Annotated in this window: 20 protein-coding genes and 1 pseudogene; 16 read left to right on the forward strand and 5 right to left on the reverse strand. The window is 52.9% G+C overall.

What is annotated here, in order from left to right; genetic code table 11:
- The 5 genes and pseudogenes from FEZ62_RS20420 to FEZ62_RS20440 all read left to right on the forward strand — a co-directional run.
- Positions 1–507, forward strand: a pseudogene (locus tag FEZ62_RS20420) (site-specific integrase); the annotation flags it as partial.
- Between the two features lie 173 nt (positions 508–680).
- Positions 681–2,030, forward strand: coding sequence for a tyrosine-type recombinase/integrase (locus FEZ62_RS20425; protein WP_242455010.1), 1,350 nt, complete (start codon positions 681–683; stop codon positions 2,028–2,030).
- 418 nt (positions 2,031–2,448) lie between these two features.
- Positions 2,449–4,134 (forward strand): hypothetical protein, encoded by a 1,686-nt coding sequence (locus tag FEZ62_RS20430; RefSeq protein WP_242455011.1) that lies wholly within the window; start codon positions 2,449–2,451, stop codon positions 4,132–4,134.
- Positions 4,135–4,142: 8 nt separating this feature from the next.
- The gene (locus FEZ62_RS20435; RefSeq protein WP_172929622.1) at positions 4,143–4,538 is read left to right on the forward strand and encodes a hypothetical protein; all 396 of its coding nucleotides are present in this window, start codon (positions 4,143–4,145) and stop codon (positions 4,536–4,538) included.
- A gap of 52 nt (positions 4,539–4,590) precedes the next feature.
- Positions 4,591–4,845: a HigA family addiction module antitoxin gene (locus tag FEZ62_RS20440; protein ID WP_172929623.1), complete on the forward strand. Its 255-nt coding sequence runs from the start codon at positions 4,591–4,593 to the stop codon at positions 4,843–4,845.
- Positions 4,846–4,854: 9 nt separating this feature from the next.
- On the opposite strand, the gene FEZ62_RS20445 is transcribed toward FEZ62_RS20440, so the two are convergent.
- The gene (locus tag FEZ62_RS20445; protein WP_172929624.1) at positions 4,855–5,151 is read right to left on the reverse strand and encodes a helix-turn-helix transcriptional regulator; all 297 of its coding nucleotides are present in this window, start codon (positions 5,149–5,151) and stop codon (positions 4,855–4,857) included.
- A gap of 82 nt (positions 5,152–5,233) precedes the next feature.
- Between FEZ62_RS20445 and FEZ62_RS20450 the strand changes: the two genes are divergently transcribed.
- From FEZ62_RS20450 to FEZ62_RS20490, 9 genes are all read left to right on the forward strand, one after another.
- Complete coding sequence (locus FEZ62_RS20450) at positions 5,234–5,674, forward strand: hypothetical protein (RefSeq protein WP_172929625.1); 441 nt, start codon at positions 5,234–5,236, stop codon at positions 5,672–5,674.
- A 427-nt stretch (positions 5,675–6,101) separates the two neighbouring features.
- Positions 6,102–8,096 (forward strand): ATP-binding protein, encoded by a 1,995-nt coding sequence (locus tag FEZ62_RS20455; protein ID WP_172929626.1) that lies wholly within the window; start codon positions 6,102–6,104, stop codon positions 8,094–8,096.
- A 463-nt stretch (positions 8,097–8,559) separates the two neighbouring features.
- Positions 8,560–9,762 carry an ABC-three component system protein gene (locus FEZ62_RS20460; RefSeq protein ID WP_172929627.1) on the forward strand — a complete coding sequence of 401 codons (1,203 nt, stop codon included), beginning with the start codon at positions 8,560–8,562 and terminating at the stop codon, positions 9,760–9,762.
- The gene (locus tag FEZ62_RS20465; RefSeq protein ID WP_172929628.1) at positions 9,759–10,247 is read left to right on the forward strand and encodes a three component ABC system middle component; all 489 of its coding nucleotides are present in this window, start codon (positions 9,759–9,761) and stop codon (positions 10,245–10,247) included. The genes FEZ62_RS20460 and FEZ62_RS20465 overlap by 4 nt, the downstream gene beginning before the upstream one ends.
- Positions 10,244–12,193 carry a DUF3732 domain-containing protein gene (locus tag FEZ62_RS20470; protein WP_172929629.1) on the forward strand — a complete coding sequence of 650 codons (1,950 nt, stop codon included), beginning with the start codon at positions 10,244–10,246 and terminating at the stop codon, positions 12,191–12,193. The genes FEZ62_RS20465 and FEZ62_RS20470 overlap by 4 nt, the downstream gene beginning before the upstream one ends.
- Positions 12,194–12,395: 202 nt before the next feature.
- A complete protein-coding gene (locus tag FEZ62_RS20475; RefSeq protein WP_172929630.1) occupies positions 12,396–12,959 on the forward strand; it encodes a hypothetical protein in 564 nt (187 codons plus the stop codon).
- A gap of 251 nt (positions 12,960–13,210) precedes the next feature.
- The gene (locus FEZ62_RS20480; protein ID WP_172929631.1) at positions 13,211–15,583 is read left to right on the forward strand and encodes a type I restriction enzyme HsdR N-terminal domain-containing protein; all 2,373 of its coding nucleotides are present in this window, start codon (positions 13,211–13,213) and stop codon (positions 15,581–15,583) included.
- Between the two features lie 263 nt (positions 15,584–15,846).
- Positions 15,847–16,698, forward strand: a complete 852-nt coding sequence (locus FEZ62_RS20485; protein ID WP_172929632.1) for a hypothetical protein — start codon at positions 15,847–15,849, stop codon at positions 16,696–16,698.
- Positions 16,699–17,079: 381 nt separating this feature from the next.
- A complete protein-coding gene (locus FEZ62_RS20490) occupies positions 17,080–17,310 on the forward strand; it encodes a hypothetical protein (RefSeq protein WP_172929633.1) in 231 nt (76 codons plus the stop codon).
- A gap of 88 nt (positions 17,311–17,398) precedes the next feature.
- On the opposite strand, the gene FEZ62_RS20495 is transcribed toward FEZ62_RS20490, so the two are convergent.
- Genes FEZ62_RS20495 through gorA form a run of 3 tightly spaced genes read right to left on the reverse strand, consistent with a single transcriptional unit; the run spans position 17,399 to position 19,788 of the window.
- A complete protein-coding gene (locus FEZ62_RS20495) occupies positions 17,399–17,776 on the reverse strand; it encodes a VOC family protein (protein WP_172929634.1) in 378 nt (125 codons plus the stop codon).
- Positions 17,777–17,798: 22 nt separating this feature from the next.
- Entirely contained in the window at positions 17,799–18,422 is a 624-nt protein-coding gene (locus tag FEZ62_RS20500) for a trimeric intracellular cation channel family protein (protein WP_069900368.1), read from the reverse strand.
- A gap of 7 nt (positions 18,423–18,429) precedes the next feature.
- Positions 18,430–19,788: a glutathione-disulfide reductase gene (gene gorA, locus FEZ62_RS20505; RefSeq protein WP_172929635.1), complete on the reverse strand. Its 1,359-nt coding sequence runs from the start codon at positions 19,786–19,788 to the stop codon at positions 18,430–18,432.
- Positions 19,789–20,158: 370 nt separating this feature from the next.
- Here gorA and FEZ62_RS20510 point away from each other — a divergent pair, with 370 nt between their 5' ends.
- The gene (locus tag FEZ62_RS20510) at positions 20,159–21,037 is read left to right on the forward strand and encodes a hypothetical protein (protein WP_172929636.1); all 879 of its coding nucleotides are present in this window, start codon (positions 20,159–20,161) and stop codon (positions 21,035–21,037) included.
- A 74-nt stretch (positions 21,038–21,111) separates the two neighbouring features.
- On the opposite strand, the gene galU is transcribed toward FEZ62_RS20510, so the two are convergent.
- On the reverse strand, positions 21,112–21,951 hold the full coding sequence (gene galU / locus FEZ62_RS20515; protein WP_069900365.1) for a UTP--glucose-1-phosphate uridylyltransferase GalU: 840 nt from the start codon (positions 21,949–21,951) through the stop codon (positions 21,112–21,114).
- Between the two features lie 476 nt (positions 21,952–22,427).
- Between galU and FEZ62_RS20520 the strand changes: the two genes are divergently transcribed.
- Positions 22,428–23,351 carry a LysR family transcriptional regulator gene (locus tag FEZ62_RS20520; RefSeq protein ID WP_069900364.1) on the forward strand — a complete coding sequence of 308 codons (924 nt, stop codon included), beginning with the start codon at positions 22,428–22,430 and terminating at the stop codon, positions 23,349–23,351.
- Positions 23,352–23,391 lie beyond the last annotated feature (40 nt).

Here is a 23,391-nt window from a genome sequence, read left to right on the forward strand (position 1 = left end):
GGTTTCATTAGACCACTACATGGCGACCCACGTGCTGAAGAACCGGCTCTGAAGACAAACAGCCGTACGATAGGGATTTCCTCTGATTTGTATGTGGTCTATGAGCGCTACATACAGCATGAGCGGCGGCCTATACGCGGAGGTAAGCCGATGAAGATGCCATTCCGCTATCTGTTTATCTCTGATAGAGGTCGCCCGCTGTCAATAAGAGCCTTAGCTAGCGTTTTTGATCGACTTTTTCAGGCCATCGACCAGGCGCACACGGGTCTACTGCCTACACTTTCAGCTCATGACTTCCGTCACACCTTCGCCGACCGGTTTTTAGCCTACTTGGTTGAAACACGTGGCTATGAACTGGAACGAGCTATGGATGAACTCAGACGGATTTGCGGTTGGTCCGCCACATCGGCTATGCCGCGTCGTTACGCCGGCCGCTATCTCGCCGAGTCGGCCTGCCGCCACAACGCTCAACGGACTTCGGCAGCCTGGAAGCGTCTAGACGATTAAGGGGTTTCGCTGTGGACCAATCAGCTGATAAGGATCTTGCTCCCCCCTCCTCTTCAGATACCTACAAGTTTCAAGGTCCGGCTCGGATCGCCATTCGGACCCGAACCGATGACCAGCCACGGTATGTGGATACAAGTTCAAGCGTCTGGGTCTGGTACGACGGCGGGATTGCAATGAAAGTCGACTGGTCTGCGCTGAAGTTACATCTGGAATTTATTGAGATTTCTAAGGCATTTATGGCATATGCACTGGAGAAATATGCGCCAGTTACTGCTTTTAAGGCTACAGGAGTTTTCAATCGTTTAGCAGAAAGTGATATTGCGCTGAAGTTCCCTTGGACGAAGCAGGAAGTAATAACGACCATCAATTCCTGGAAAAGGTTTAGGGAGAGCTTAATATTCTTTCGAACATTATATCGGTGGGCGGTAGATCGAGGAATTACTGGATTTGATAGGGAAACCTACCTATCAATCAAAGAAATTAAGTCTGACCATGTAGACCCCTATTCCAGAATATTTCTTTCACAATCCGGATTGGAATTGGACGAAGAAATACACCTACTTAAGCAGATTGATCGAGATATTATAGGGGATGACTGGGAGAGTTTTCAGGTCAATATAATGCTTCACCTGGGGTTCGAGCTAGCCCCCCGCGCAATTCAATTTCACTCATTAGATATCACGGATTTTGAAGTAATAGAAACCGCTGAGCGCGACAAGTACTACACACTTTGGCTACCTATGGCAAAGAAAGTAGGTCAGCGTCGACCGGAGCGGAGGCCTCGTAAAATTACCGCGCGGCTAGGCGAGAAAATTGAGCAACATATTTCTATTCTCCAGCGTCGCTTTGACCACGCCTGCGAGGCATTGTTTGTAAGTTCTACTGGAAAGCGACTGTCAGTACCCGGAATCGGTGATCGCCTCAAAAAGGAGTTGCGAGAAGCTGGTATAGCTCGGCCTAGCCAAGTTTCCATGTTACTGCGCCATCACCTCGGGCAAAGTTTGGCGGATCAAGGAACTCCGGCGGATATGATCGCAGAGTTGCTTGGTCACAACAGCACGGTCGCAGCACGCGCCTATGTGACGGCCACTCCCAACATCGCCCGTATCAAAGAAAGAGCACTCGGAAAAAGTCCGGCCTATCAACGCATCATGCGCAGCCTTTTGACCGGAAAAATTGTGCAGCGCCACGACACGACGACCGAAAGGGAGGTTCGTGGCGTTGTTAACATGCAATACATCGGAGACATCGGTGCGTGCGCCCTCCCCATCCATACGCACTGCCCCTACAACCCTGTTTACGCTTGTTACACCTGCAAGAAATTTCACCCATTTGCTGATGGCCGCCATGAACTGGTGAAAGATGCGTTGCTACAAGAGGCTCAACGATTCATCGATGTGGCGGAACAAGCAGGTGAGCTGAGCCAGAATCGACCGTTAGCTCAACATCAGGTCACCATCCTAGCGGTGACGGCAACTATTGAGCGCTGCCGGCAGAGCACAGGGGGCGCCGAGAGTGACTGAACTTAGAGCTAGACAGAGCCTTCAGGCGTTCATAAGTCAGGAGCAAGCAGTTTTCCAGACCCTACCTGTTGATACGTCATGGGACTCAACTCGGTGGGCCGTCGAAAGATGGCTACCACATCGACTTACGCCACCAACCCTTACTTTCGAAACTCACAGGCAGTCGCTTGAACAGAACGGCTACCCCGCGCCACCGAAAGCTCCTCTCCCCTTGCTTTTTCAGGACTTCTGCAAGGCATTAATTGTACACCTCCAGCGTACTCGGGGATTAAAGTTCTCGATGGTGGTGGCCTATAGCATCGCTGTCCGACGGTTGTACAACGCATTATTCGAGCGATCTGAGACAGACCCAACTCAATTGACGCGTGGCGATTTTGACCGTGTCGTTGGTTTTCTTCGTGCAAGTGGGTACAGAAATTTGTACGACGCAATTTCGCACCTCAAGGTGATCGCCGAAACAATTGATAAGTTGCAAATAACCAAGATAGCTATCCATTTTGAACATGATGTTCGGCCTGAGAAAGCCCGACACGATTACATTTCACTGCATGATCCTGATCGCGCTGTAAAGCAGCGCAAGTCTGACGATAAGCTGCCTTCGCGCGAGGCGATGGAAGCCTATGCACTGTGTACCAATCATCCCTTAAGTGATGGTGAGGAGATATTGCTGAGAGTGATTGATCTCTTGATCGCAACTGGGCAACGTGGAAACGAAGTAGCGGTAATTCCCTATGACTGCTGGGTCGAACGGCCGATAAAAGGGGCATTGGGTGAGGTAGTGGTGGATGCCCGTGACAAACCACTAGTTGAATGCGGGATTCGTTACTTTGCGGAGAAGCACTTTCAATCCCGCGTGCATTGGCTCGCTGAGAGCGATGTCCATTTAGCTAGGCGTGCGGTTGAACGATTGAAAGCATTGACTGCAGAGCAACGAAAGATTGCTGAGTGGCAAGAAAGACACCCAGGACGTATCTGGATGTATCTGCCAGAAGAAGTCATATCAGACGATCAAGTAATGGAATGGCTAGGCTTTAGCAACGAACAAGAGTACGGCAGACACCTTTACCTTTATTTGTCTCGAAACGGAGTAAATCCCGTCGATGATTCTGGTCGTCGGCACGGGAAAACAATAAGGCGACAGTATATTGCGGGTGAAATTGAGCGTTTGCTTGCCCCAAAGCTCGCCGGCCATGCGGCGCTTACAGAAAATGTCCAGGGTGATATTCGTGTTGTGCTCAAAACCAGCGATGTGCTGGCCATTGCCTTTGATGGTCAGTTCCGTTTTGGGAAGCGTACGGAAAACGTATTTCGTGCAATCCCACGACGGGTAACGCTACTAGACATCAACCGGGCTCTTGGTGCAGACCCTCGTAACCCCTCGATCTTTGCACGCCGATCATTGGTCGAGGCGGACGGAAGTCCGATTCGCTTGACGAGCCATCAGCCCCGTCATTGGCGTAATACTATTTACCATCTCACAGGCATGAGCGATGTTCAGCAAGCCTTGGCCTTGGGACGAAAAAGGCTCGAACAGAACAAGTTTTATCAGCACACCAGTATTGAAGAAGATACCGATGCCCACCATGGATTTCTGGCGTTCAACAGCTATCAGGAGCGCATCGATTTTCTTCATGCGGGCATAAGGCTGGGGAACATTCAGGGCGCGCTGACCGACAGCTATCACTCACTACTACAAGATAAAGGCCCGATCACGGCAGAAGCCTTTCTCACCGTGCATGCCACCGCTCTTCATGTCACTCCATTCGGCGGCTGTGTTCACGATTTTTCGCAGGCCCCCTGCCCTAAGCATCTGCAATGTTGGAATGGTTGTTCGCACCTGCATCTCACAGGGACGCCATCCGAACAGAAGAACCTCCAGGAGCAAACAGAGCGATTGAACAAGGCAGTCATCATCATGCGCGAAGCGGGTACAGGTGAAGCTGGCAGTGACGTGTGGTTAGCTGATCAAGAGCATAAGCTAAACAACTTGCAGGCTGCCCTCACACGAGGCATCCAAACTGGTGTACAGCAAGTGTTCCCAGCTGGGCTACCGGTAACAATTCCGGACGCAGGAAAACGACATAGTTCGGTTTCAGAGGAATAGAGGCTGCTATGGCTAAGAGACAGCCACTAAGAGGTTCTGCCCTAGATGAAGCCATTGATAGGGTTCTTGCCGAGATGATCAGCCTCGGACTCAACCATGCGCCAATATCACGGACTGAAGTGCAGCAGCGCCTTGGCCTGACCAGCCGAGCCACCTTGGTTGGGGATCGCGGCAGGAGAATAGAGCTCGCCCGCATCGCACAATTGAAAGAAAGCGGCAGTGAACCAGATAGCAAGCGTCGCCGTAGAAGCTTCGAAGAAAGGATTGCCAGTTTACAAGCTGAGAACGCGGAGCTGATCAGGCAAAGAGATAACCTTTACGAGGCTCTATCGATAATTGCGCATAACTGCCTGATGAAAGGGCTGGATCTGGAAGAGGTATTGGCACCCCTGCGGAGGCGCTAAATTAATCGACCTTGCTTAAACCATCGCATCGATTGCCGTAGGCTAAGAACCAATGCCAATGAATAATCCACCCCACCCAGGTGAGGCTCTTCGCGAAGATGTTATGCCTGATCTGGATATGACTGCGGCTGAGCTGGCAAAGCACCTAGGATATTCACTTGAACAGCTTTCTAGTGTACTGAGCTGCCGAGCACCTATCACCGCTGACCTAGCAATTCTTCTGGAGGCGGCAGGCATAGGCGCTGCACACATATACCTAGCCGAGCAATCCGCCTACGATCTCTGGCAATCGCGTAATCGGTCTTAGCTTCACCGTCTACTCGTGGCTAGGAACTGCATCAGCTTGAAGCAATTCCCGCCGAACTATCGCAAACAGCTCATCTTGATCAAGGTTGCTGTCCACCCGCAGGTAACTGCTTGCCAGTAATGTCATCGGGTGCACGCCAATCACTGAAGCCAGCTCATCGACTTTTTCGAGTGTTGGGCTTTTGAGCCCCCTTTCCAGAGTGCTCAAGTAGGTCCTGCTGCTAACCTGCGAAAAATCCTCCTGCGTCAATTTTCGGCTTGCCCTGAGCGTTTTCAATGCTGTGCCGAAGGCTTTTCTCAGTTCCATTTTGCTCAGTCCGCAAAAGGAACGATGAAGCCCTTGTGATCACTATAGAGCTACAATCTATAGTGTTCATTTGGAGGCGCTTATGTTTAGAACCTATCGGCATGCCGAGATTCCAGTAGCCACAAGGCTTGAGCCAGGCCTTCAGTTATGGCGCTATGTGGAGCAGGTTCTCCACCTTCCCTGGTTCTATGTAACCCTAGCCCGGAGACAAGACGATGTGACCGTCCGTGACATGCTTATGATCGCTGACGTGAGCACTCTGGAAAGCCTCAATTTGGACCGAGCCCTAGACAAGACACTGGAGACGATTCTTCTGGTCTCGCCGGCCTACATGAATGGAGGCGATAGCTGGCTTATGGAGCCATTACTGGAAATAACGTTTGTCGAGGCCATTGGCGATTGCCTCAGCCACTACAGGTACAAAGTCGCTGGCGACAAGACCTATACGAATGATTGTGATCCGGGGCTGGGTGCAGAGCTGGGAGGAGTGGATCGGCTGGTTTTGTCGTTGAATGACTCATAAGATGCAGACGTATAATCGGTCGAAGGACGAGCGTTTTCAGTATCTCGTCCATTTCGAACTGTTTTAGTTGGCTTCCCCGGCCCTGGCAGCCACTTCAGCCTGATCTGGCTCTGCTGCAATAGCACTCAAAATATCGCGGAGTCCTGTTATGGTTTCTCGTAATGGATCAAGAATCTCGGGCGTTTCATCTCCGTCGGATGCGTTCTCGCTCAGCAGCTGAAAGAAGCTTTCCGCGACCGCGTTTCAGCTCCTTATTACCTACCCCACCGGTCAAGGTATCCGCTTCAGTTCAGCGACCAGAAGGTCTGCTTCGCTCGAACCTATTACGGGCTTTCGCACCTAGCAAATGCTGTGCGCAATACTGGCTAATTGATTACACGCGCAATAGAATCGTGCTTTTTACCTAGAACAGAACGGATGCTGAGCGATGGTCATTGCAGTGCAGGCGGGGTTTCATAAGTCGTTCCAGATCGATAAATTCCGGAAATCGGAACAGGGCATCCTCAGGAAGCTGGCGCAGCACTGGTATCTCACCCGCTCCGGCGGCGAGATCAAGGTAGCTAATGCTAGGTACTCCTATTTTCTGATGAAGCCTCTGAAAGAGTTCTCCGAGATGTTCAACATCGACAGGGAAATCTTGTGTGTATTCAGTGAATACCCCCAGTTCGAGCCGCGCACGATCGACGTCTTTGACCACATCCATTCGATCCACAGCGGCGCACGGCTTGAAAACGTCTGCCATATCTTGGTCAGCCAGGATCCAGACGTGTCCGAAAAAGTCGACAAGGTGGTCGATGAAGACCCCGAAACCCCCTTCGTCATACCGTTCACGTACACAGAGCTGTACGAGAAGTACAACGAGAACGTCATCTCCAACAAATTTCGGACGAGCTACTTCTCCAGAAACCTGTTCGACTTCCGGAATCCACTGAAGAAGGAAATATTTTTCTTCGGCCGCTCTGAGCTCGTGAATGACGTTGTCGATCGGCACAAGTCTGGCGAGCATTCCGGCCTATTCGGGCTGCGTAAAAGCGGGAAGACGTCGATCGTCTATGCGATAGAGCGGGCGCTGAGCTATCAGGGCTTCATTAGCGTAGGTTTCGACTGCGAAACTCCTGCGACCCATGGTCTTCGTTGGTATGAATTGTTGCAGCGTGTCGTCTCCAAATATAAAGATGTCCGCGAGTCGACCGTGAAAATTGATTTCACAGGCCGCTATACGGAGTCCAATGCTGCGGAGAGCTTCCCGCAGGATATGCTGGCGATCTACAACTCGAAAAAACGTATTCGCACACTGCTGATTTTCGACGAAATCGAGCGAATCACCCCAGGGACAGCGGCCTCCTCGCACTGGAATGACCAGCCAGATTTCATCTATTTCTGGCAAACGCTTCGAGCGTTCTACCAATTGCATGCGGAGGTGCTCACCTACTTGGTGGTTGGCACCAACCCGAAAAGCGTCGAGGAGGTTCGTCTCGTTGGCCATGAGAACCCAATTTTCGCCTCTATACCGCCGAGGTATATCCCATGCTTCGACGTCGACCAGGTATCGGAGATGGTTCGAGGCCTGGGAGCTTACATGGGGCTTCGATTCTCGACGGACATCTGTGCCCGGCTGACCTCTGAATTTGGGGGGCACCCGTTTCTGATCCGATTGATGTGCAGCCACATTCACCAGAAAATCAAAGGCGATCGGCCAGTCGAAGTCGACAAATCGGTCTACCGAGTATCCAGCACGGAGTACGCACTCTTTGCTGAGGAGTTTCTGGAAATGATGATAGGGGTACTGCGCGAAAGCTTCTACGAGGAGTACGAAATGCTGGTCTACCTGGCCAGCGGCGACTACGACACTTTCAATGAGATTTCAGCGGAGTATCCAGAGCTGGTCAGGCATCTGATGGGCTATGGACTGATCCAACGCGGCCAGCAGGGATACGAGTTCAATTTGGAAATCCTTCGGGACTACGTCCTCAAGAAGGAGCGAAAAATCTCGCTTCTGAAGACAAACGATCAGCAGGTCTCGCATATCTCTGGCTTGCGAAACAAACTGGAGAGAGACCTCAGGGATACGTTCAAAACCGTTTTAAAATCGGTGCATGGCACCGCAAGGGCGACTGAAAAGGTACTGGCGTCGGTCCCCGAGCGTCGAAGAACAACGCTCGCAGGTACGGCTCTTAATGATCTGCTGGATCGAACCAAATCACCGCTATTTTTCCTGGAGCTTGTCCAGCTGTTGAGTAAGGAATGGGAAAGCCTCGGAAGGATCTTCGAAGGGCTCACGAAGGATGTGGTGCTGTTCCACCTCAATTACATCAACGAACATGGACGCCCAGACGCTCATGGCAAGGATGTCTCCAAAGCCCAAGTTAACCAACTGGACTGTAGCTTCCCAGCAGTCCAGACTCCCCTGGACAACTTCTAGCTATGTGACGCTATCGACACGCGGTGTTGATACGGTAACGGGAGAACATCGTCGCCCCTCTATACTTCCCGTTGCGCGAGAATAGACCGATATGCCTTTGAGGACTCCTTATCTCAATCGGCGCTCTCCCGCCAATTTCGCGTCGATGGTATTCAATCGGTTGGGGCTCCGCCCAACCCCTTTGCCAATACAGCCTTGGCCTATAGTAAAGGTTCGCTCGTAGCAGTGATTGATTTGTGCGTTCCCCACAAAGCGCCGTGCTAGTGAACCCACGTGTGATGGCTATGTGCGAAGGCTCACGCGCCGTCTATTGTCAGTGATATCATCCTGATACTGTTTTTTGCTGAACACCATTGGTGTCGCCTATACTAGGCCGTTGCCGCAACTCGTGCTGTTAGGACTGGCGGCATTGCGCAAGAAACCAAGCTAGTGTGTACATCGGAGGTATGCTGTGACTGGCTCAATGGATCGCTTTTCCGCGAGCGAGCAAGGACTTGGCTATATTTATCAGCCTAGATTTGCCCTGCTGAAGATGCTTGAAATGTCCGAAAGCACCTCAGTGCTGATCGAAAAAGACGACGATCTGGACTTCGTCGACGCAAGCGGCGTCAAGACGCTCGCTTCATTGAAACACAAGGCCGTAGGGGATCGGATTACCGACCTATCGGTCGACTTCTGGAAGTCGGTGAACATCTGGATCCACCGGTACACGGCCCAGGATAGGAACCAGTCCAATCTGAGGTTCTTCCTGTTCAGCACCGCAACTGTGTCATCTGACTCCTTCCTTCGGCACTTCTTGCCAGACGCCTCGCGCACAGACTTAGAGCAAGAGCTTTGGGTAACGGCGGTGGATGCTCTGGGAATCTGCCAATCCAAGCTTCTGCTCCCCATCCAGGAAGCCTTGAGCAAGTTCTCCGACCTTGAAAAAGAGGACTTCTTTGCAAGGATCACCATCTTTGATGAAAGCCCTCGCATCGTCGAGATCCCAGCGATTATCAAAGGCAAAATGAGAACCGTCCGGCGCGAGATCAGGGACGCGGTCTATGAGCGGCTTGAGGGGTGGTGGAATGATTTGATCGTGCGGCTTCTATCGGGCCAGCAGGAAGACCCGATCCATAACCACGAGATCTCCGACAAGCTTTCTTCGATTTGTGAAGAGTACACCCCGGAGAACCTCCCGATCACGTTCAGAAACCTATTGCCGGCTGAAGAGATCGACGTGGAGTCTGATTCCCGAGTGTTCGTTCAGCAACTAAAAGCGCTGGGTATCGGCTCAACACGAATCCGAAATGCAATCCTGGACTACTACCGCGCGTTCGAGCAACGTTCCGCGTGGGCCCGTGAGAATCTTCTCGTATCTCAAGAAATAGAGCTTTACGAGGATCGCCTGGTTGACGAATGGGAGCGGTACCGCGAGGTAGTATTTGAGGACTTGAACGAGGACAGCGCTGAATCTGTTCTGATTGACGCCGGCAAAGAGGTGTACAGATGGGCCGAACTAGGTAGCGGAAACATGACCTCGTTGCAGATCCGAGCCCGCGTCACTGAACCGTATGTCCTGCGCGGCGGCTTTCATATCCTAGCCAACCATCGCCCTACCCCTAGGGTCTATTGGCACCCATCTTTCCTAGCGAGACTGCAAAACGCGGTGGGGGCGAAGCCATGAAGCGTTGGGACTTAAGGCCATTCGAAACCAAAAATCTTTTCAATCCTGCATTTTGCGCGCTGCTGATGATGCGCTCGCTTGAGGCGTTCGAAGCCGAGGACCCGCGAGGAATTCCGTTCTCGCTGTCCCTGTTGATACTCCCGTTGTCACTGCACAAGAATAGCCGGGACGTCCTTGCACTTAGCAGCCGAAGCTACTTGCTCAAGACCATTGAGGATAATCCCCCGCTTCTCATTTCGTTGGCCGAGCGCGTAACAGAAATGCTCCCGTTCACGTTTGAGGCATTTGGGCTGGCCATGCAAATGGGCTGCTTTGAGGTCACGTCTGAAGGCCGATTCATCAGTAAGCCAAGGACAACCAAGAAGGCGATGACAGGAACGGAGGAGTCCATCAGTTGCCAGAAAGTGGCCCGGCTCCTAGGCCGCGAATTTGCCCGGGTTGGCGACCGAGTGACGATATACACAGCATTTGGAATCAGACCATGAAGATCAGCTCCATCCATGTCTATAGCCATGACGGTCAGCGTCGAGACCTCAAATTTAATGTCGAAGGGCTGAACGTCATTACAGGGCGATCCTCAACCGGAAAATCCGCGCTGTCCGACATCATCGAATACTGCATGGGGCGGTCAACCTTCAACGTCCCTGAAGGAATCATCCGCGACAAAGTGTCTTGGTTTTCGGTGATCTATCAATTCCCTGGCGTCAAGGTGATGGTTGCAAAGCCTACCCCGCCAAAGGGAGGAGTAAGCTGCAGCTTCGCGATGGTGAGATATGGAGACCAGGTAGAAGCGCTCCCCTTCAGCGACCTAGCCGCCAATGCTGATGACGACACGGTCACCTCTTTGCTTTCGCGCTTGATCGGGATTCCTGAAAACCGTACCGACGTCGATGCGGGGCACAGCCGCGTCAGCTTCGACGCTAATATCAAGCACACGTACTACTACATGTTCCAGAAGCAGGGTCTAGTTGCAAATAAAGACCAGCTATTTTATCGACAGAACGAGCCGTTTCAGCCCCAGGCGATTCGAGACACGCTTCCGATACTGTTGGGCGTGTCAACAAATGAGCGATTTGAGCACGATGCAAAACTGCGTATTGCGAAGCGAGAACTCAAGCTCCAGGCCAAACTGCTATCGGAAGCACAGCAGACAATCGACACCTTTCAACTCAAAGCCATTTCGCTGTATTCAGAAGCGAAAGCGGTGGGCATCATCGAATCAGGCGCTACGCCCAGCGGTGAGAATGGACTGATTACGGCGCTGCGAAAGGCGGCTCAGTGGGTGCCTCAAAAACGCGCGCACGATGACAGCGGCCGGGTGGCAACATTAGAAGCTGAGCTTGCAAGTCTGCGCAAAACGCGCCGCGAGATAAGGGGGCGTATCGATGCCGGCAAGCAATTCGAGAAGCGTGCCGGCGGCTTTTCTGATGAAGCTAGCCAACATATTGATCGCCTGGCCTCGATCAAATCGCTCCCCAAAAACGTAGCCACAGGTGAATGGCAGTGGCCATTCTGTGAAAGCAATCTGGCGATGGACACCCCCATTGCAGCATCTCTGCTCCAGGAGCTAGCCACCTTGGAAGAAGAGATGACAGTCGTCGCAGGGCAACGACCAAAGCTGCAGGCCTACTTGATCACTGAGGAGGAGAGCCATCAAAAAATTTGCGACCAAATCACAGAGAAAGATGCAGAACTGATCGCTGCAATCGCCTCTAGTACCGCGCATGCATCAGCCGAAGCCCGCACCACGGCAGCTGCCGTCGTGGTAGGCAGGATCAGCTGGTTCTTGGAGCAACTGATCCCTGAGTCTGACCTAAGCAACCTTCGCGCTGAGCATCGGCGTAGGGAGCTGCGGGTCAAGGATTTGGAAGACGCTATTGGTCTGGATGACAGCGATGATCGTCTCTTATCAATCCTGAACAACATTTCCGCGCAGACGTCCCGATACATCAAACGCTTTGGCGCAGAGTTCAGTGATTACCCTGCTCGATTCGATTTGAAGCAACTCACCGTTGTGTTCGACAAAACGGAACGCCCGGTGCCAATGGCAAGGACGGGGGGCGGTGAGAACCACCTGGCCTATCACCTCAGCGCGCTACTTGCATTGCACTGGTTCGCGGCCAAGAGCAACCGCCCTCTTCCACGATTCCTGATGATCGACCAGCCTACCCAAGTCTATTTTCCATCCGAGAAGGTTTATCAGGAGGCCGACGGCTCGGTGCAAAAAACCGAGGCAGACGCTGATATGACAGCGGTTCGGAAGCTGTTCGAACTGCTCCTGAAATTTACCCAAGAAGAAGTTCCTGGGTTCCAAATAATAGTCACTGAGCACGCAAATCTTCGAGATCAGTGGTTCCAGGATTCGCTGGTTGAGGATCCATGGTCTAAGCCCCCTGCGCTTGTGCCCGAGGAGTGGCCGCTGAAAAGTTGATCACTCATATTAACTCGACAGGAGCGCTCCTTGGTTCAAATGCGCCAACGATAGAGCTCAACTAATCATGGCAGTACGTACGTGACATTTTTCGTTTGGCTTGATCGCCTCGCAGCCATCACTTCAGCAAGCGACAATAGGGTCAGACGAGTTATCCAGACTGTGTCCATTCCATGAAATCAGGTTCAGAGAATTCAGTTCCATGAAGGAACGCTTTACGCTCAGGATCAAACAGTACCTCTTGAACAGAATCATCGATGAGGCGGCTGAGCAACGCCTCACGAAACACACTTTCTTCGAAAGACTCAAAGGCGACTGCGTCCAGGTGATGGGAATCGAGGTTTTGGAAAACCCTGTCACACATCCAGAGCAACGGATTGCCCAAGCATTCAATGAGCGGCGGCGGATCGCTTTCGACCTGGCCCGTACGCTTTTGTTGATACGTTCAGTCAATGTCCCTACCGTCATTCCAAGCAACGATCCTGGCGGTGACTCCCATGTATGGGTCAGCGTTTGCAAGGCCACGAAAGTGGGCCGAGTTTATCGCCGCCTCCCAGCATTCCTCCAGCTTTGGCTGTTGGGGCTTGTACTTACCGGTCGCAAGTTTGCTTCCACGCTCCAGCGCTTCAAGTGGGTGATGGGGGGCGTCAGTTTCGCTGTGCTCTCAGCCAAAGTGTGGCACTCAGGCCTTATCGACAAGACATGGATTGGAATCAGCGCAGCAGCAGGCATTTTCTCAGTATGGTTGCTTTCACTATGGAAATAACTTCCCTGGGCGCCGGCAAATGCCTCTTGGGCTGCGCGAGCTAATAGATTCGCTCCGGCTGGAGGTTGGAGGTTGGAGGTCTGCCCACAGAGTCCTCGGAGTAATGTTGTAGGCCTGCCAGCGGTAACATATCTGCTCTAAGGTTTCACGGCCTTGGCTAAATCGGCTAGGGGAAGTTGCACTCCGGCCAGTTAACAATCCCGCTACCAAAGGTACGCTACGCGCACCTCAGATTGCATTCCAAGGACGATATGGCCGCCTCGAAAAAGAAACCCGCCGCTAAGCCAAAGGCGCAGCCTGCTGCCCATTCTGGGGCGACCCCACCGGTAAACGAAGCAGATTTTCAGGCTGCGATCATCGCTCGCTTGCGCCAGGCCCTTCCCTTGCTCCCGGCGAACATCCGTGCCGAGCGCTATTTGAACTTAAAGCTCGGCCACCATCACATTGCGGTCGATGGGAGTGGAAAAACCAGAGATATCGTCAAAGGGCGGTCGGACGTCGTTGTGTTTCTCGACGATAAACCGCTGTTGCTCGCTGAGCTGAAAGCTCCGTCTGTGGCTATCACTGATGAGGATGTCGACCAGGGGCTTTCCTATGCCCGAATCCACCAACCAATGGTGCCACTGGTACTGGTAACGAATGGCTATCAAGAGTCGACCCGACTCGTCCTGACCTACGATGGAACCCCAGTTTCAATCGATAAAGCGGATGCTGCAGGTTTGGAGAAAATTCTGTCAGCAGCGTCAAGTCTGGCACGCTGCTCGACCGAGGGCGCAATTCGCAGTTTGCTGGGACGTGACCCGCAAATCTGGGGAGCCATACTCAAGAGATGGAATGCCGAGGAGATCAGCAGCCGAACTGGTGCCATACCTGATCTGCACCGGGCCATTGCTGAGGGCTTCCAAATACCCCGCAAGGCTGTAGGTCAAATCTGCAAGAACTTCGAAAACGGCTCAAAAGTAGCCGTCCTGCATGGAGCTCCCCTATCAGGGATCACTGGCACACTGATCCAACTGGTCGAGAAGCTTGAGAAGGCTCCTGTCCTTTACGTCGACCGTAAAAGCTCGGGCGATATTCTACAATTTCTTTCATCCCGACTTACCCGAGAGCTTTCCATTGGGGTTTCCCGGGATGACGTCAGACAGTGGCTTATCACTGGTCAGTCCCTGGCAGGACTCATTCTCGTGGTGGACGGAATACCGACTGGTGAGCTAGAGGAGCTGCTGCATCTTGCAGAGCTGAAGCGCCTCCAGCTCGTATTCGGGACTGATAGCGGTACATTCGACTCATGCCGTACCTTGGCTGGCCGCATTGAAGAAACAATGCTTGGCCGCCTGGCAACACCGGTTGAGCTTGAGGCTTTGTCAAACGAAGAGTTCGGAGCCGCACGCGAGCTTTTTGCGAAACTCAAATACGCGCATTTTTTGACTGGCGCGGAGTTGATTCCTGATCTGCGTCGCCCGCGTCAGCTGCGGCTTATCGCGTCCCTTTTACCCCGGCATGTCCCGGAGCGAAAATCAGCAATTGATGGTTCGAGATATGAAACCCGTCTGGTAATCCCTCCGATTCCCGATTTTCGGATGCTGGAAAGGGCGAGCAACCTCATTGGTGCAGACCCTCAGCTGAAGCACGATCTATCAAAGCTTGCCGCTGCCTATCTGGTCGATGTGACGGAAAACGGTCGAGACCAGCAGCGAATCATCGAGACCTACGGTGCACCGTCGATCGATCCCGATATCCTAGAGCGGTCAATCGGCGAACAGCGAATTGAACGCCTGCGCAGAAATGGCGTTATTCACTGGACCGACACCCGGACGTTCGGGCCAAGGCTGGTCATTCGATTCCCAGAGCAGCTGGCTCATTACATCTCTGCCGAGTGGGCGGCAGACCTCAACAAGCAAACGGACGCGGACAGCCTTCATACAACCCTGCAGCACATACTCCAGCAATCGCATTTCGTGCCCGAGGGAGATCTCTGCGTCGCAGCAGCCATCTCCCGAGTTACTGACGGTAACCACTTGTTCCTAATCGTCAACACACTGATTGCCGCCAAGCCAGAGGCCACCGTCCTGACTGAGGGGGCTATGGTGGAAATACTAACGAAGGATGTCAAAGGCGTACGCATTCAATTCGGTGAAGGAATGAACGAGCGGCTGCCTGGGGATATTCAGCCTTGGCTGATTCTGAGCCACTTGGCAATGACGCCCATGGACACGGGCGATGGCGGTACATCGGTGAACCTCTCCATTGTCGCCACTTTGGGCAACTCTGAGGATCTGATTTTCGAACCGGCGCCTCGCGACCTCAGAGACATGCTTGGCCTGCATACCCATGACATTCCCGGCGTTGGATCGGTACTATGCGTGAATAGCGGGATTGTGGAACCCATCATGCAGGCCATGTATTTGTGTGCGTCTTATCGTCCTGATGAACTCGAGCGCTTGGTAACGTATGCATTGCAAGAGGATAAGCGCCATCTAGCGTGGCGCCTGCTAATTCTCTGCACTCTGCTGAGAAATGATAGCGACCCAAAGGCCGGTGCCGCCGCCCGCGCTGCCCTGCAACGGCTGGATAAATACTGGAAAGCCTTCATCGCATCCGATGACGCTAAACGCGACATGTAAAGCGCGTAAACGATAAGCGCGTCCGGAAAGCCGGTCAGTGAGTGCCCAGGCATCTAGTATTCATAGCCCGGAAAGTCATCGATTATATGAGCGGAGGATTTCATCCGCGATACCTGCCCTTGCTGTTCCAGTGGTCTGATTCGTTTCGAGTATGATTTCACCGCATAGATTGATCGCCCATCAAGGCGTTGCACAAGTACTACCGAAGCGGCGCCTTTGAATGTCACAACCCGCTGACGTCCATTTTCCCCAAGGAAAAAGCCATGCTGCAGTTCGATCCAAATTGGCGGTTTGAATCCCCTGGCACCGTGAGTGAAAATGTCGTCAACGACATCCTCCAGCATGTGATAAATCGGGTGGCTGGCACGTGCAGCAGAAAGCACATACTGGAAACATTCAAACGCCGCTTTGCTCAATCTATCGGTACTACAACGGGCACCAGCTCGACCGAAAGCTGGGCAGAGTCAGATCTCGAAACATTCATGGCTCAATCTGCAGGCCAGAATGCAGCGCTGTTCGCAGAGGCTCTTTATGACGGGCTTGCTGACATCGAATCGATGGATGTGAACGCTGCTATTCCTCCGTGGCTCTATGTCAATAAGTACCTCGCCCCTTGCGGGTTGGCCATTGCCCCTCCAAACCTGATAACGACAGCTGAATTCAAGTCAATTCCTGTCCCGCATAATGTCCCGTCGCTTGACGCTAGGGCCAACGAGAAAATCCAGCACTCACTCAGCGACTCAGAACATATGTTGGCGTCGGGGAAAAACCGGGCAGCAGTGCAAGAAATACTCTGGTTGCTCGAAACTATTTCAACAGCTTTTCGCGGAACCGAGTTTCCGGATGGCAACGTCACGGGAAAGTACTTCTCAAAAATTATTGGTGACTTACGTCGGCTCAATAAGGGTAAAACTTTAGATCGAGTAAGCATATGGCTGGACAACATTTATGGTTACTTGTCCGCCCCAGATGGTGGCGGAATTCGCCATGGGGCCTCACTTAGCGAGCATGAGGAGCTAACCGTGGGTGAAGCTCGTCTGTTCTGTGACCTGTCACGAAGCTTCATCACATTCTTGTTACACGAACATACTCGCCTGGCGGGAAAGAAATTCTAATATGAAATTTAACTGGGAGTCTTCAACAGGCAAGTAAAAGGCTCCTCATGTACATAAATCCGTGAACATTAGGCTCCACGAAATTGTTGAAAAACCCAGTGGTGATGACGTAAGGATCGCTCATGAACAAATGACATCGCCTACTTGTTCAATTTAGTATATGGACATACGGCGAGACGCTTAGTAAAAATAAAGCACTCTCCACTCAGGCCATAGCTACATCGCGATCAGGTTGCGATTCGGCCTAAACTGCATCGAACCTTTACGCCTGTCACTGATCGAACCTGCCCTGCATGTCAAATCCCCTCTGCAACTGCGCAATCTGCACAGTTGCAACCGGAGATAGACTGCCAACTCACTTGACCAACCAGGAAGGCTCCCATGCGGCGTCAGGATGTAAAAGCAAGGCTGGCTGAAGGCGTTTCTCTCGAAACCCACATCAGTGCGAATCCAAGTAATACCAAGGAATGGATTGTTTTCTTCAAGAAAAATGCCGGGCGAAGTTTTTTCCTGGTTGATGGCCAAGAGCAAGTCGAGTCATATGCAGACCTCAATCTGCTTATCGCCGAGCTGTCCGCGATGGGCCTCAATATTGCTGAGGTGCACTTTTAGTTGATCTGTTGCTGTAGGTTCATGCCTGCTTGCAGATCAAGCGTTGCCGTACATTCAGACCATGCCAGAGGAAAAGCGCGAGCCAAAATCAGCTGTAATGGCTGATTTCGATCAGATTATTATCCGGATCGCGGATATACACCGATTCAATTGGCCCAATCGCACCTGTTCGTGCAATAGGCCCCTGTTCGATTTCCACGCCCTGCTCTGCCAGATGTCTAACCACCTCGGCGCTACTCCAGCGGGTGATCAGACACATGTCGATGGAGCCTGGCGTGGGTACTTGGGCCTTGGGCTCGAACTCGCGACCTGCTTGGTGCAAGTTGAATTTCTGCTGGCCAAACACCAAAGCATGGCGTCCTTCAGCAAAAACCTCATGCTGCATATTCAGCACGCGGCAGTAGAAGGCCACCGTTGCCTCGACATCCTTTACGGTTAATACCAGATGATCCAGTCGCTCGATCATGCTTATTCCCACCCTATAGTTGTCAGTCGCGGTCGAGCAAATGAAATTGTGGTAACGACAAGTGCCAGCGAATAGCCGCCAGGCGAATACCCAGCACCGTCAACATCGCCACGCTGGTATCGAGCCAAGGCGGCGTCGCCAGCAAACGCATGACGATAAACACCGTGGCACCGGCCATGCACGCTGTCGCGTAGATTTCCTTTTTGAAAATCAGCGGGATTTCATTACAGATCACATCGCGCATCACGCCACCGGCCACGCCGGTCATTACGCCCATAATCACTGCGGTGCTCATCGGCACGTTGTGCTGCAACGCCACTTCCGTGCCATACACAGTGAAAACCGCCAAGCCAAAGGCGTCGGCAATCAACAGGCCTTTTTCGTGGATCGGCTGCGTCATGCGCACCCAGGCCACGGTGCCTAATGCGGCAAAACTGGCGATCAGAATATAGGTGTCATCGCGAATCCAGCTGACCGGATGGTTGCCGAGAATCACATCACGCAGCGTGCCGCCACCCAATGCCGTAATGATCGCAATCACCAGCACACCAAACAGATCCATGGACTTGCGACCTGCCATCAGTGCGCCAGTGATGGCGAATACCGCTACGCCGAACAGGTCGGCGAAGTAGAACAGTTGCGCCATACGCGCCTCAGCGATCGACAGGGGTACGCATGGTGACGAACTCTTCAGCGGCAGTCGGATGCACGCCAATGGTGTCATCGAAAATCGCTTTGGTCGCGCCGGCTTTAATCGCAACCGCCAGGCCCTGAATGATCTCACCGGCATCTGGCCCAACCATGTGGCAACCCAGTACACGATCAGATTCTGCGTCGACCACCAGTTTCATCAGGGTGCGTTCTTGCGATTCGCCAAGAGTTAGTTTCATTGGCCGGAAACGGCTCTCGAAAACCTTGAGTGTGTGCCCTGCTTCGCGCGCTTGTTCTTCGCTCATGCCCACGGTGCCAATGTTGGGCAAGCTGAATACCGCAGTCGGGATCATCTGATAATCGACTTCGCGGTACTCGTCCTCCTTGAACAGCTGACGCGCAACCGCCATGCCTTCAGCCAGCGCAACCGGCGTGAGCTGAACACGACCAATCACATCGCCAATCGCGAAAACCGACTTGGCCTCGGTACGATAGTGTTCATCGACCTTGATGTGACCCCGTGAGTCGAGTGTCACCGAGGTGTTTTCCAAGCCCAGGTTATCCAGCATCGGACGTCGCCCTGTGGCGTAGAACACGCAATCAGCTACAAGCGTGCTGCCGTCTTTCAAGGTGGCCAATAAACTGCCATCAGACTGTTTGTCGATGCGGCTGATGTCGCTGTTGAAGCGCAGGTCGATACCGCTCTTGAGCAACTCATCTTTGAGGTGTTCACGCACTGCCCCGTCAAAACCACGCAGGAACAGTTCACTGCGATACAACTGGGTTGTCTGTGCACCGAGGCCATTGAAAATAGAGGCGAACTCGACCGCAATGTAGCCGCCGCCCACGACAATTACCCGCTTAGGCAGTTGCTCGAGGAAGAACACCTCGTTGGAGCCGATCGCGTACTCGCGCCCCGGAATATCCGGAATAACCGGCCAGCCGCCGGTGGCAATAAGAATATTGGCCGCAGTAATACGCGTGCCATCGATCTCGACGGTATGGTCATCGAGCATCTTTGCATGGCCTTCTAGCAGCGTTACGCCGCTGTTGATCAGCAAGTTGCGATAAATACCGTTGAGCCGCGTGATCTCACGATTTTTGTTGCGGATGAGCGTCGGCCAGTCAAATTTGGCCGGTTCAAGCGTCCAGCCAAAGTTACCGGCCTGCTCGAATTCTTCGGAAAAATGGGCGCCGTACACCAGCAGCTTTTTCGGCACACAGCCCACATTCACGCAAGTACCGCCCAGATAACGGCTTTCAGCTACCGCTACGCGCGCACCATAACCTGCAGCAAAACGGGCAGCACGGACGCCACCGGAACCTGCACCGATCACAAATAGGTCAAAATCGTAAGACATGATTATCTCCCTGATAAAGGCGTTAGCATAACCCAGATCACCCTGCTAACACGCGCTAACCTATGCTGGGTATTGAGCAACATATTAAGTGATCGAATCATTTACAGGCCGCGTTAAACGGCGTGCAGCGGTCCAGACACGTTACTGGCTGTTCAGCAATTGAACTAACAGAAAGATGAGCGGTTCTACCTGTAAACAAGCGCAATGGCTTTGAACTTATAATGACTGGCAGTCAGATCGTAGCCTGCGCGAGCTAAACGTTTATTGCTCTAAGTAGGTAAACCTAATATGCGTGCATTGCTTTTTTCTATCCCTCTCAGCAGTTCTTACGGGCTGCACCTCAGCACCGCAAACCCCGCGTGAACCCTTGGTGTTCGCCAATCAGCCGCAAACGGTTGAGAGCCAGCTTGCCGTGGTCCGCGCGGCTGCAGACAAGTACCGGGACTTCTCTGTCGCCGAGCGCGAAGGCTGGAAGGTCTTTGGTGATGATGCTCCACTTATGGGTTACCACTACTCGGGCCCCGCTCCTGATTATGTGTCGGGTGATCAACTCGATTTCAGCCAACCCAATAACCTCATGTACACAGACATCAACGGCAAGAAGGTGCTGACAGGTGTCGCATTTGTTGTGCGAATCGGAGATGGTGAGCCGCTGCCCGAAGGGTTCGCCGGAAACCAGGACCACTGGCACGTGCACGACTTTATTCGCGCAATCGATGCCGCTACCGAAGAGCGCCCTTTTATAGGCTGGCTGGCCGACCGCTGGATCGACAAGAATTACCGATCCAAAGGCGATAATCGCGGGCGCCTGGCGATGGTCCACGCCTGGGTAACACTGCCCAATCCAGACGGTGTATTTGCCAGCGTCAACCGCAGCCTTGCCTACATTAAGCTGGGCTTACCCGAATCATACTGGCAAGGCGCATCTGTAGAAGCTGCGCGCGGCTTGAACCTGGCAACGGAAGGTGGCTGCGATGCAGTGAACGGTACGCTCTGGATTGCAGACGTTGAAAGCGAGCAAGAAGATGCAATCAAACAGGCCTGCGCCCGCTCTGCTGAAGAAGTACGAGCAGCCCTGCGCAGTCAGGATAAAGCGCAAGTGAATAGCGCGGGAGAGTCCGCCTGGCAGCAATTTGATGAAACGTGGCAACGCGTTTTGAGCCCTGTGCAGAAAGAACGCATCAAAGCAATGAGTGAGCATGGCATGGATAGCCACGACGAAGCAGATCACAGCCAGCACGCTCATTAAGACGGAACAGGCCATACAAAAAAGGCCATTTCGTTTGTGAAATGGCCTTTTGAGTTAACGCTGTTTTGCTGTCTTCAAACGCTCTTGCCAGCTTTGTACAGATTCTCGAAACAGAAGTTGGTTGCTTCGATGTAGCCTTCGGCGCCGCCGCAGTCAAAGCGCTTACCTTTGAACTTGTACGCCAGTACACAACCTTCCTGCGCCTGCTTCATCAAGGCATCAGTAATCTGGATTTCGCCGCCCTTGCCCGGCTCGGTGTCTTCAATCAACTTGAAGATGTCCGGAGTCAGGATGTAGCGGCCGATGATCGCCAGATTAGACGGTGCATCTTCCTTCTTGGGTTTCTCGACCATCGAGTTAACCCGGAAAATATCATCACGAATCATCTCGCCAGAGATTACGCCGTACTTGTGTACTTCATCTTCCGGCACTTCCTGAATCGCTACGATGGAGCAGCGGAACTGGTTGTACAGTTTGACCATCTGGGTCAATACGCCGTCGCCTTCGGTGTTGATGCACAAGTCATCGGCCAGCACCACGGCAAATGGCTCATCACCAATCAGCGGACGGCCAGACAAAATGGCGTGGCCGAGGCCTTTCATCTCAACCTGACGGGTGTAAGAGAACGTGCACTCATCGATCAGGCGACGAATGCCAACCAGGTATTTTTCTTTATCCGTGTCACGAATTTGCTGTTCCAACTCGTAACTGATGTCGAAGTGATCTTCCAGTGCGCGCTTGCCGCGACCCGTCACCATCGAAATTTGCGAGAGACCTGCATCCAGCGCTTCTTCGACGCCGTACTGGATGAGAGGCTTGTTCACTATCGGCAACATCTCTTTAGGCATAGCCTTGGTTGCAGGTAGAAAGCGAGTGCCGTAACCGGCTGCTGGGAACAAGCATTTTTTAATCATGAGGGTCCTCGATAGATTACAAATACCGTGCCAGTCTAGCAGGCTGATGATTGCTTACAACGCCTTAAGGCCCTGAAACAGCGGATATATTTCTGCGCAGACTACTTGCCAAAACCTACTGCTTTCTGCATGTAACGCCTCTAGGACGGGAGCTGTAGCGAAGCCGATGGGCGCGCACTGGTTGCATCAAACAACTTATAACCACGTCGCCGCTAAATCCTTGCAAGCGTATTACTCAAGCTTATTCACTCTATCGAGGGGCAACTCTCCGCTCAACAGGCCAACGGTACGAAATACTTTCGTGCAATGAAGCGCAGTTGCGTCTGCTCTGCTGGCAATAGAAATAACCGGCTTGCTCGCAGTTCTTTGCAAACCTCTTGTTGCACAATCGGCCTGCTAGGCTTGTTGATACAACGCCCTGCGCATTAGCCTGCAGTTATAATAATTGGCATGCAGCCCTGACCAATGGATTTTGGATGAATCGCAACGACTTACGCCGTGTCGACCTCAACCTGCTAATTGTTTTCGAAACGCTGATGCATGAACGCAGCGTAACCCGGGCCGCTGAAAAACTCTTTCTTGGCCAGCCCGCAATCAGTGCGGCACTTGGGCGGTTGCGTGGGCTGTTCGATGACCCGTTATTTGTGCGTACGGGCCGCAGCATGGAGCCCACAGCGCGTGCTCAGGAAATCTTTGCGCTGCTTTCGCCGGCCCTCGATTCAATCTCGACTGCTGTAAGCCGCGCCGCCGACTTCGACCCCGCCACCAGTAATGCAGTGTTTCGCATTGGCCTGTCCGATGATGTCGAATTCGCGCTGATGCCGCCGCTGATCAAACGCTTGCGCGCCGAAGCGCCGGGCGTGGTGCTGGTGATTCGCAGGACCAATCACTTGTTGATGCCGGGCCTGCTCAGTTCAGGCGAAATCTCGGTTGGCGTGAGTTACACCGATGAATTACCGGCCAATGCCAAACGCAAAGTGCTGCGGGTTACCAAGGCCAAATTGCTGCGCGCCGATTCAGCGCCTGGCCGTTTGAGCCTGGATGAGTTTTGCGCCCGCCCACAGGCGATGGTGTCGTATGCAGGTGACACCATCGGCTTTATCGATCCGGATCTCGAAGCGCTCGATCGCAAACGTAGCGTGGTGTTGGCCGTGCCGCAGTTCAACGCACTGGGCGCGTTACTCAGCGGTACAGACATCGTCGCCACCGTGCCCGACTACACCGCAGATGTCTTGACGGCCCAAGGTGGTTTGCGCACTGAAGACCTGCCGTTCAAAACGCGCACAATAGAATTGCACATGGCTTGGCGGGGCGCGCAGGACAACGATCCGGCTGAGCGCTGGTTACGTTCGCGTATACAAATGTTCTGTGGCGACGCGGATCTGCAGGACGCTTCCTGATTATCGTCTTGAGCTTCGCAAGCGCACTGTTTGGGGTAAT

Origin of the sequence: Pseudomonas sp. MS19, from assembly GCF_013277615.1 — a bacterium.
GTDB classification, from domain to species: domain Bacteria; phylum Pseudomonadota; class Gammaproteobacteria; order Pseudomonadales; family Pseudomonadaceae; genus Aquipseudomonas; species Aquipseudomonas marincola.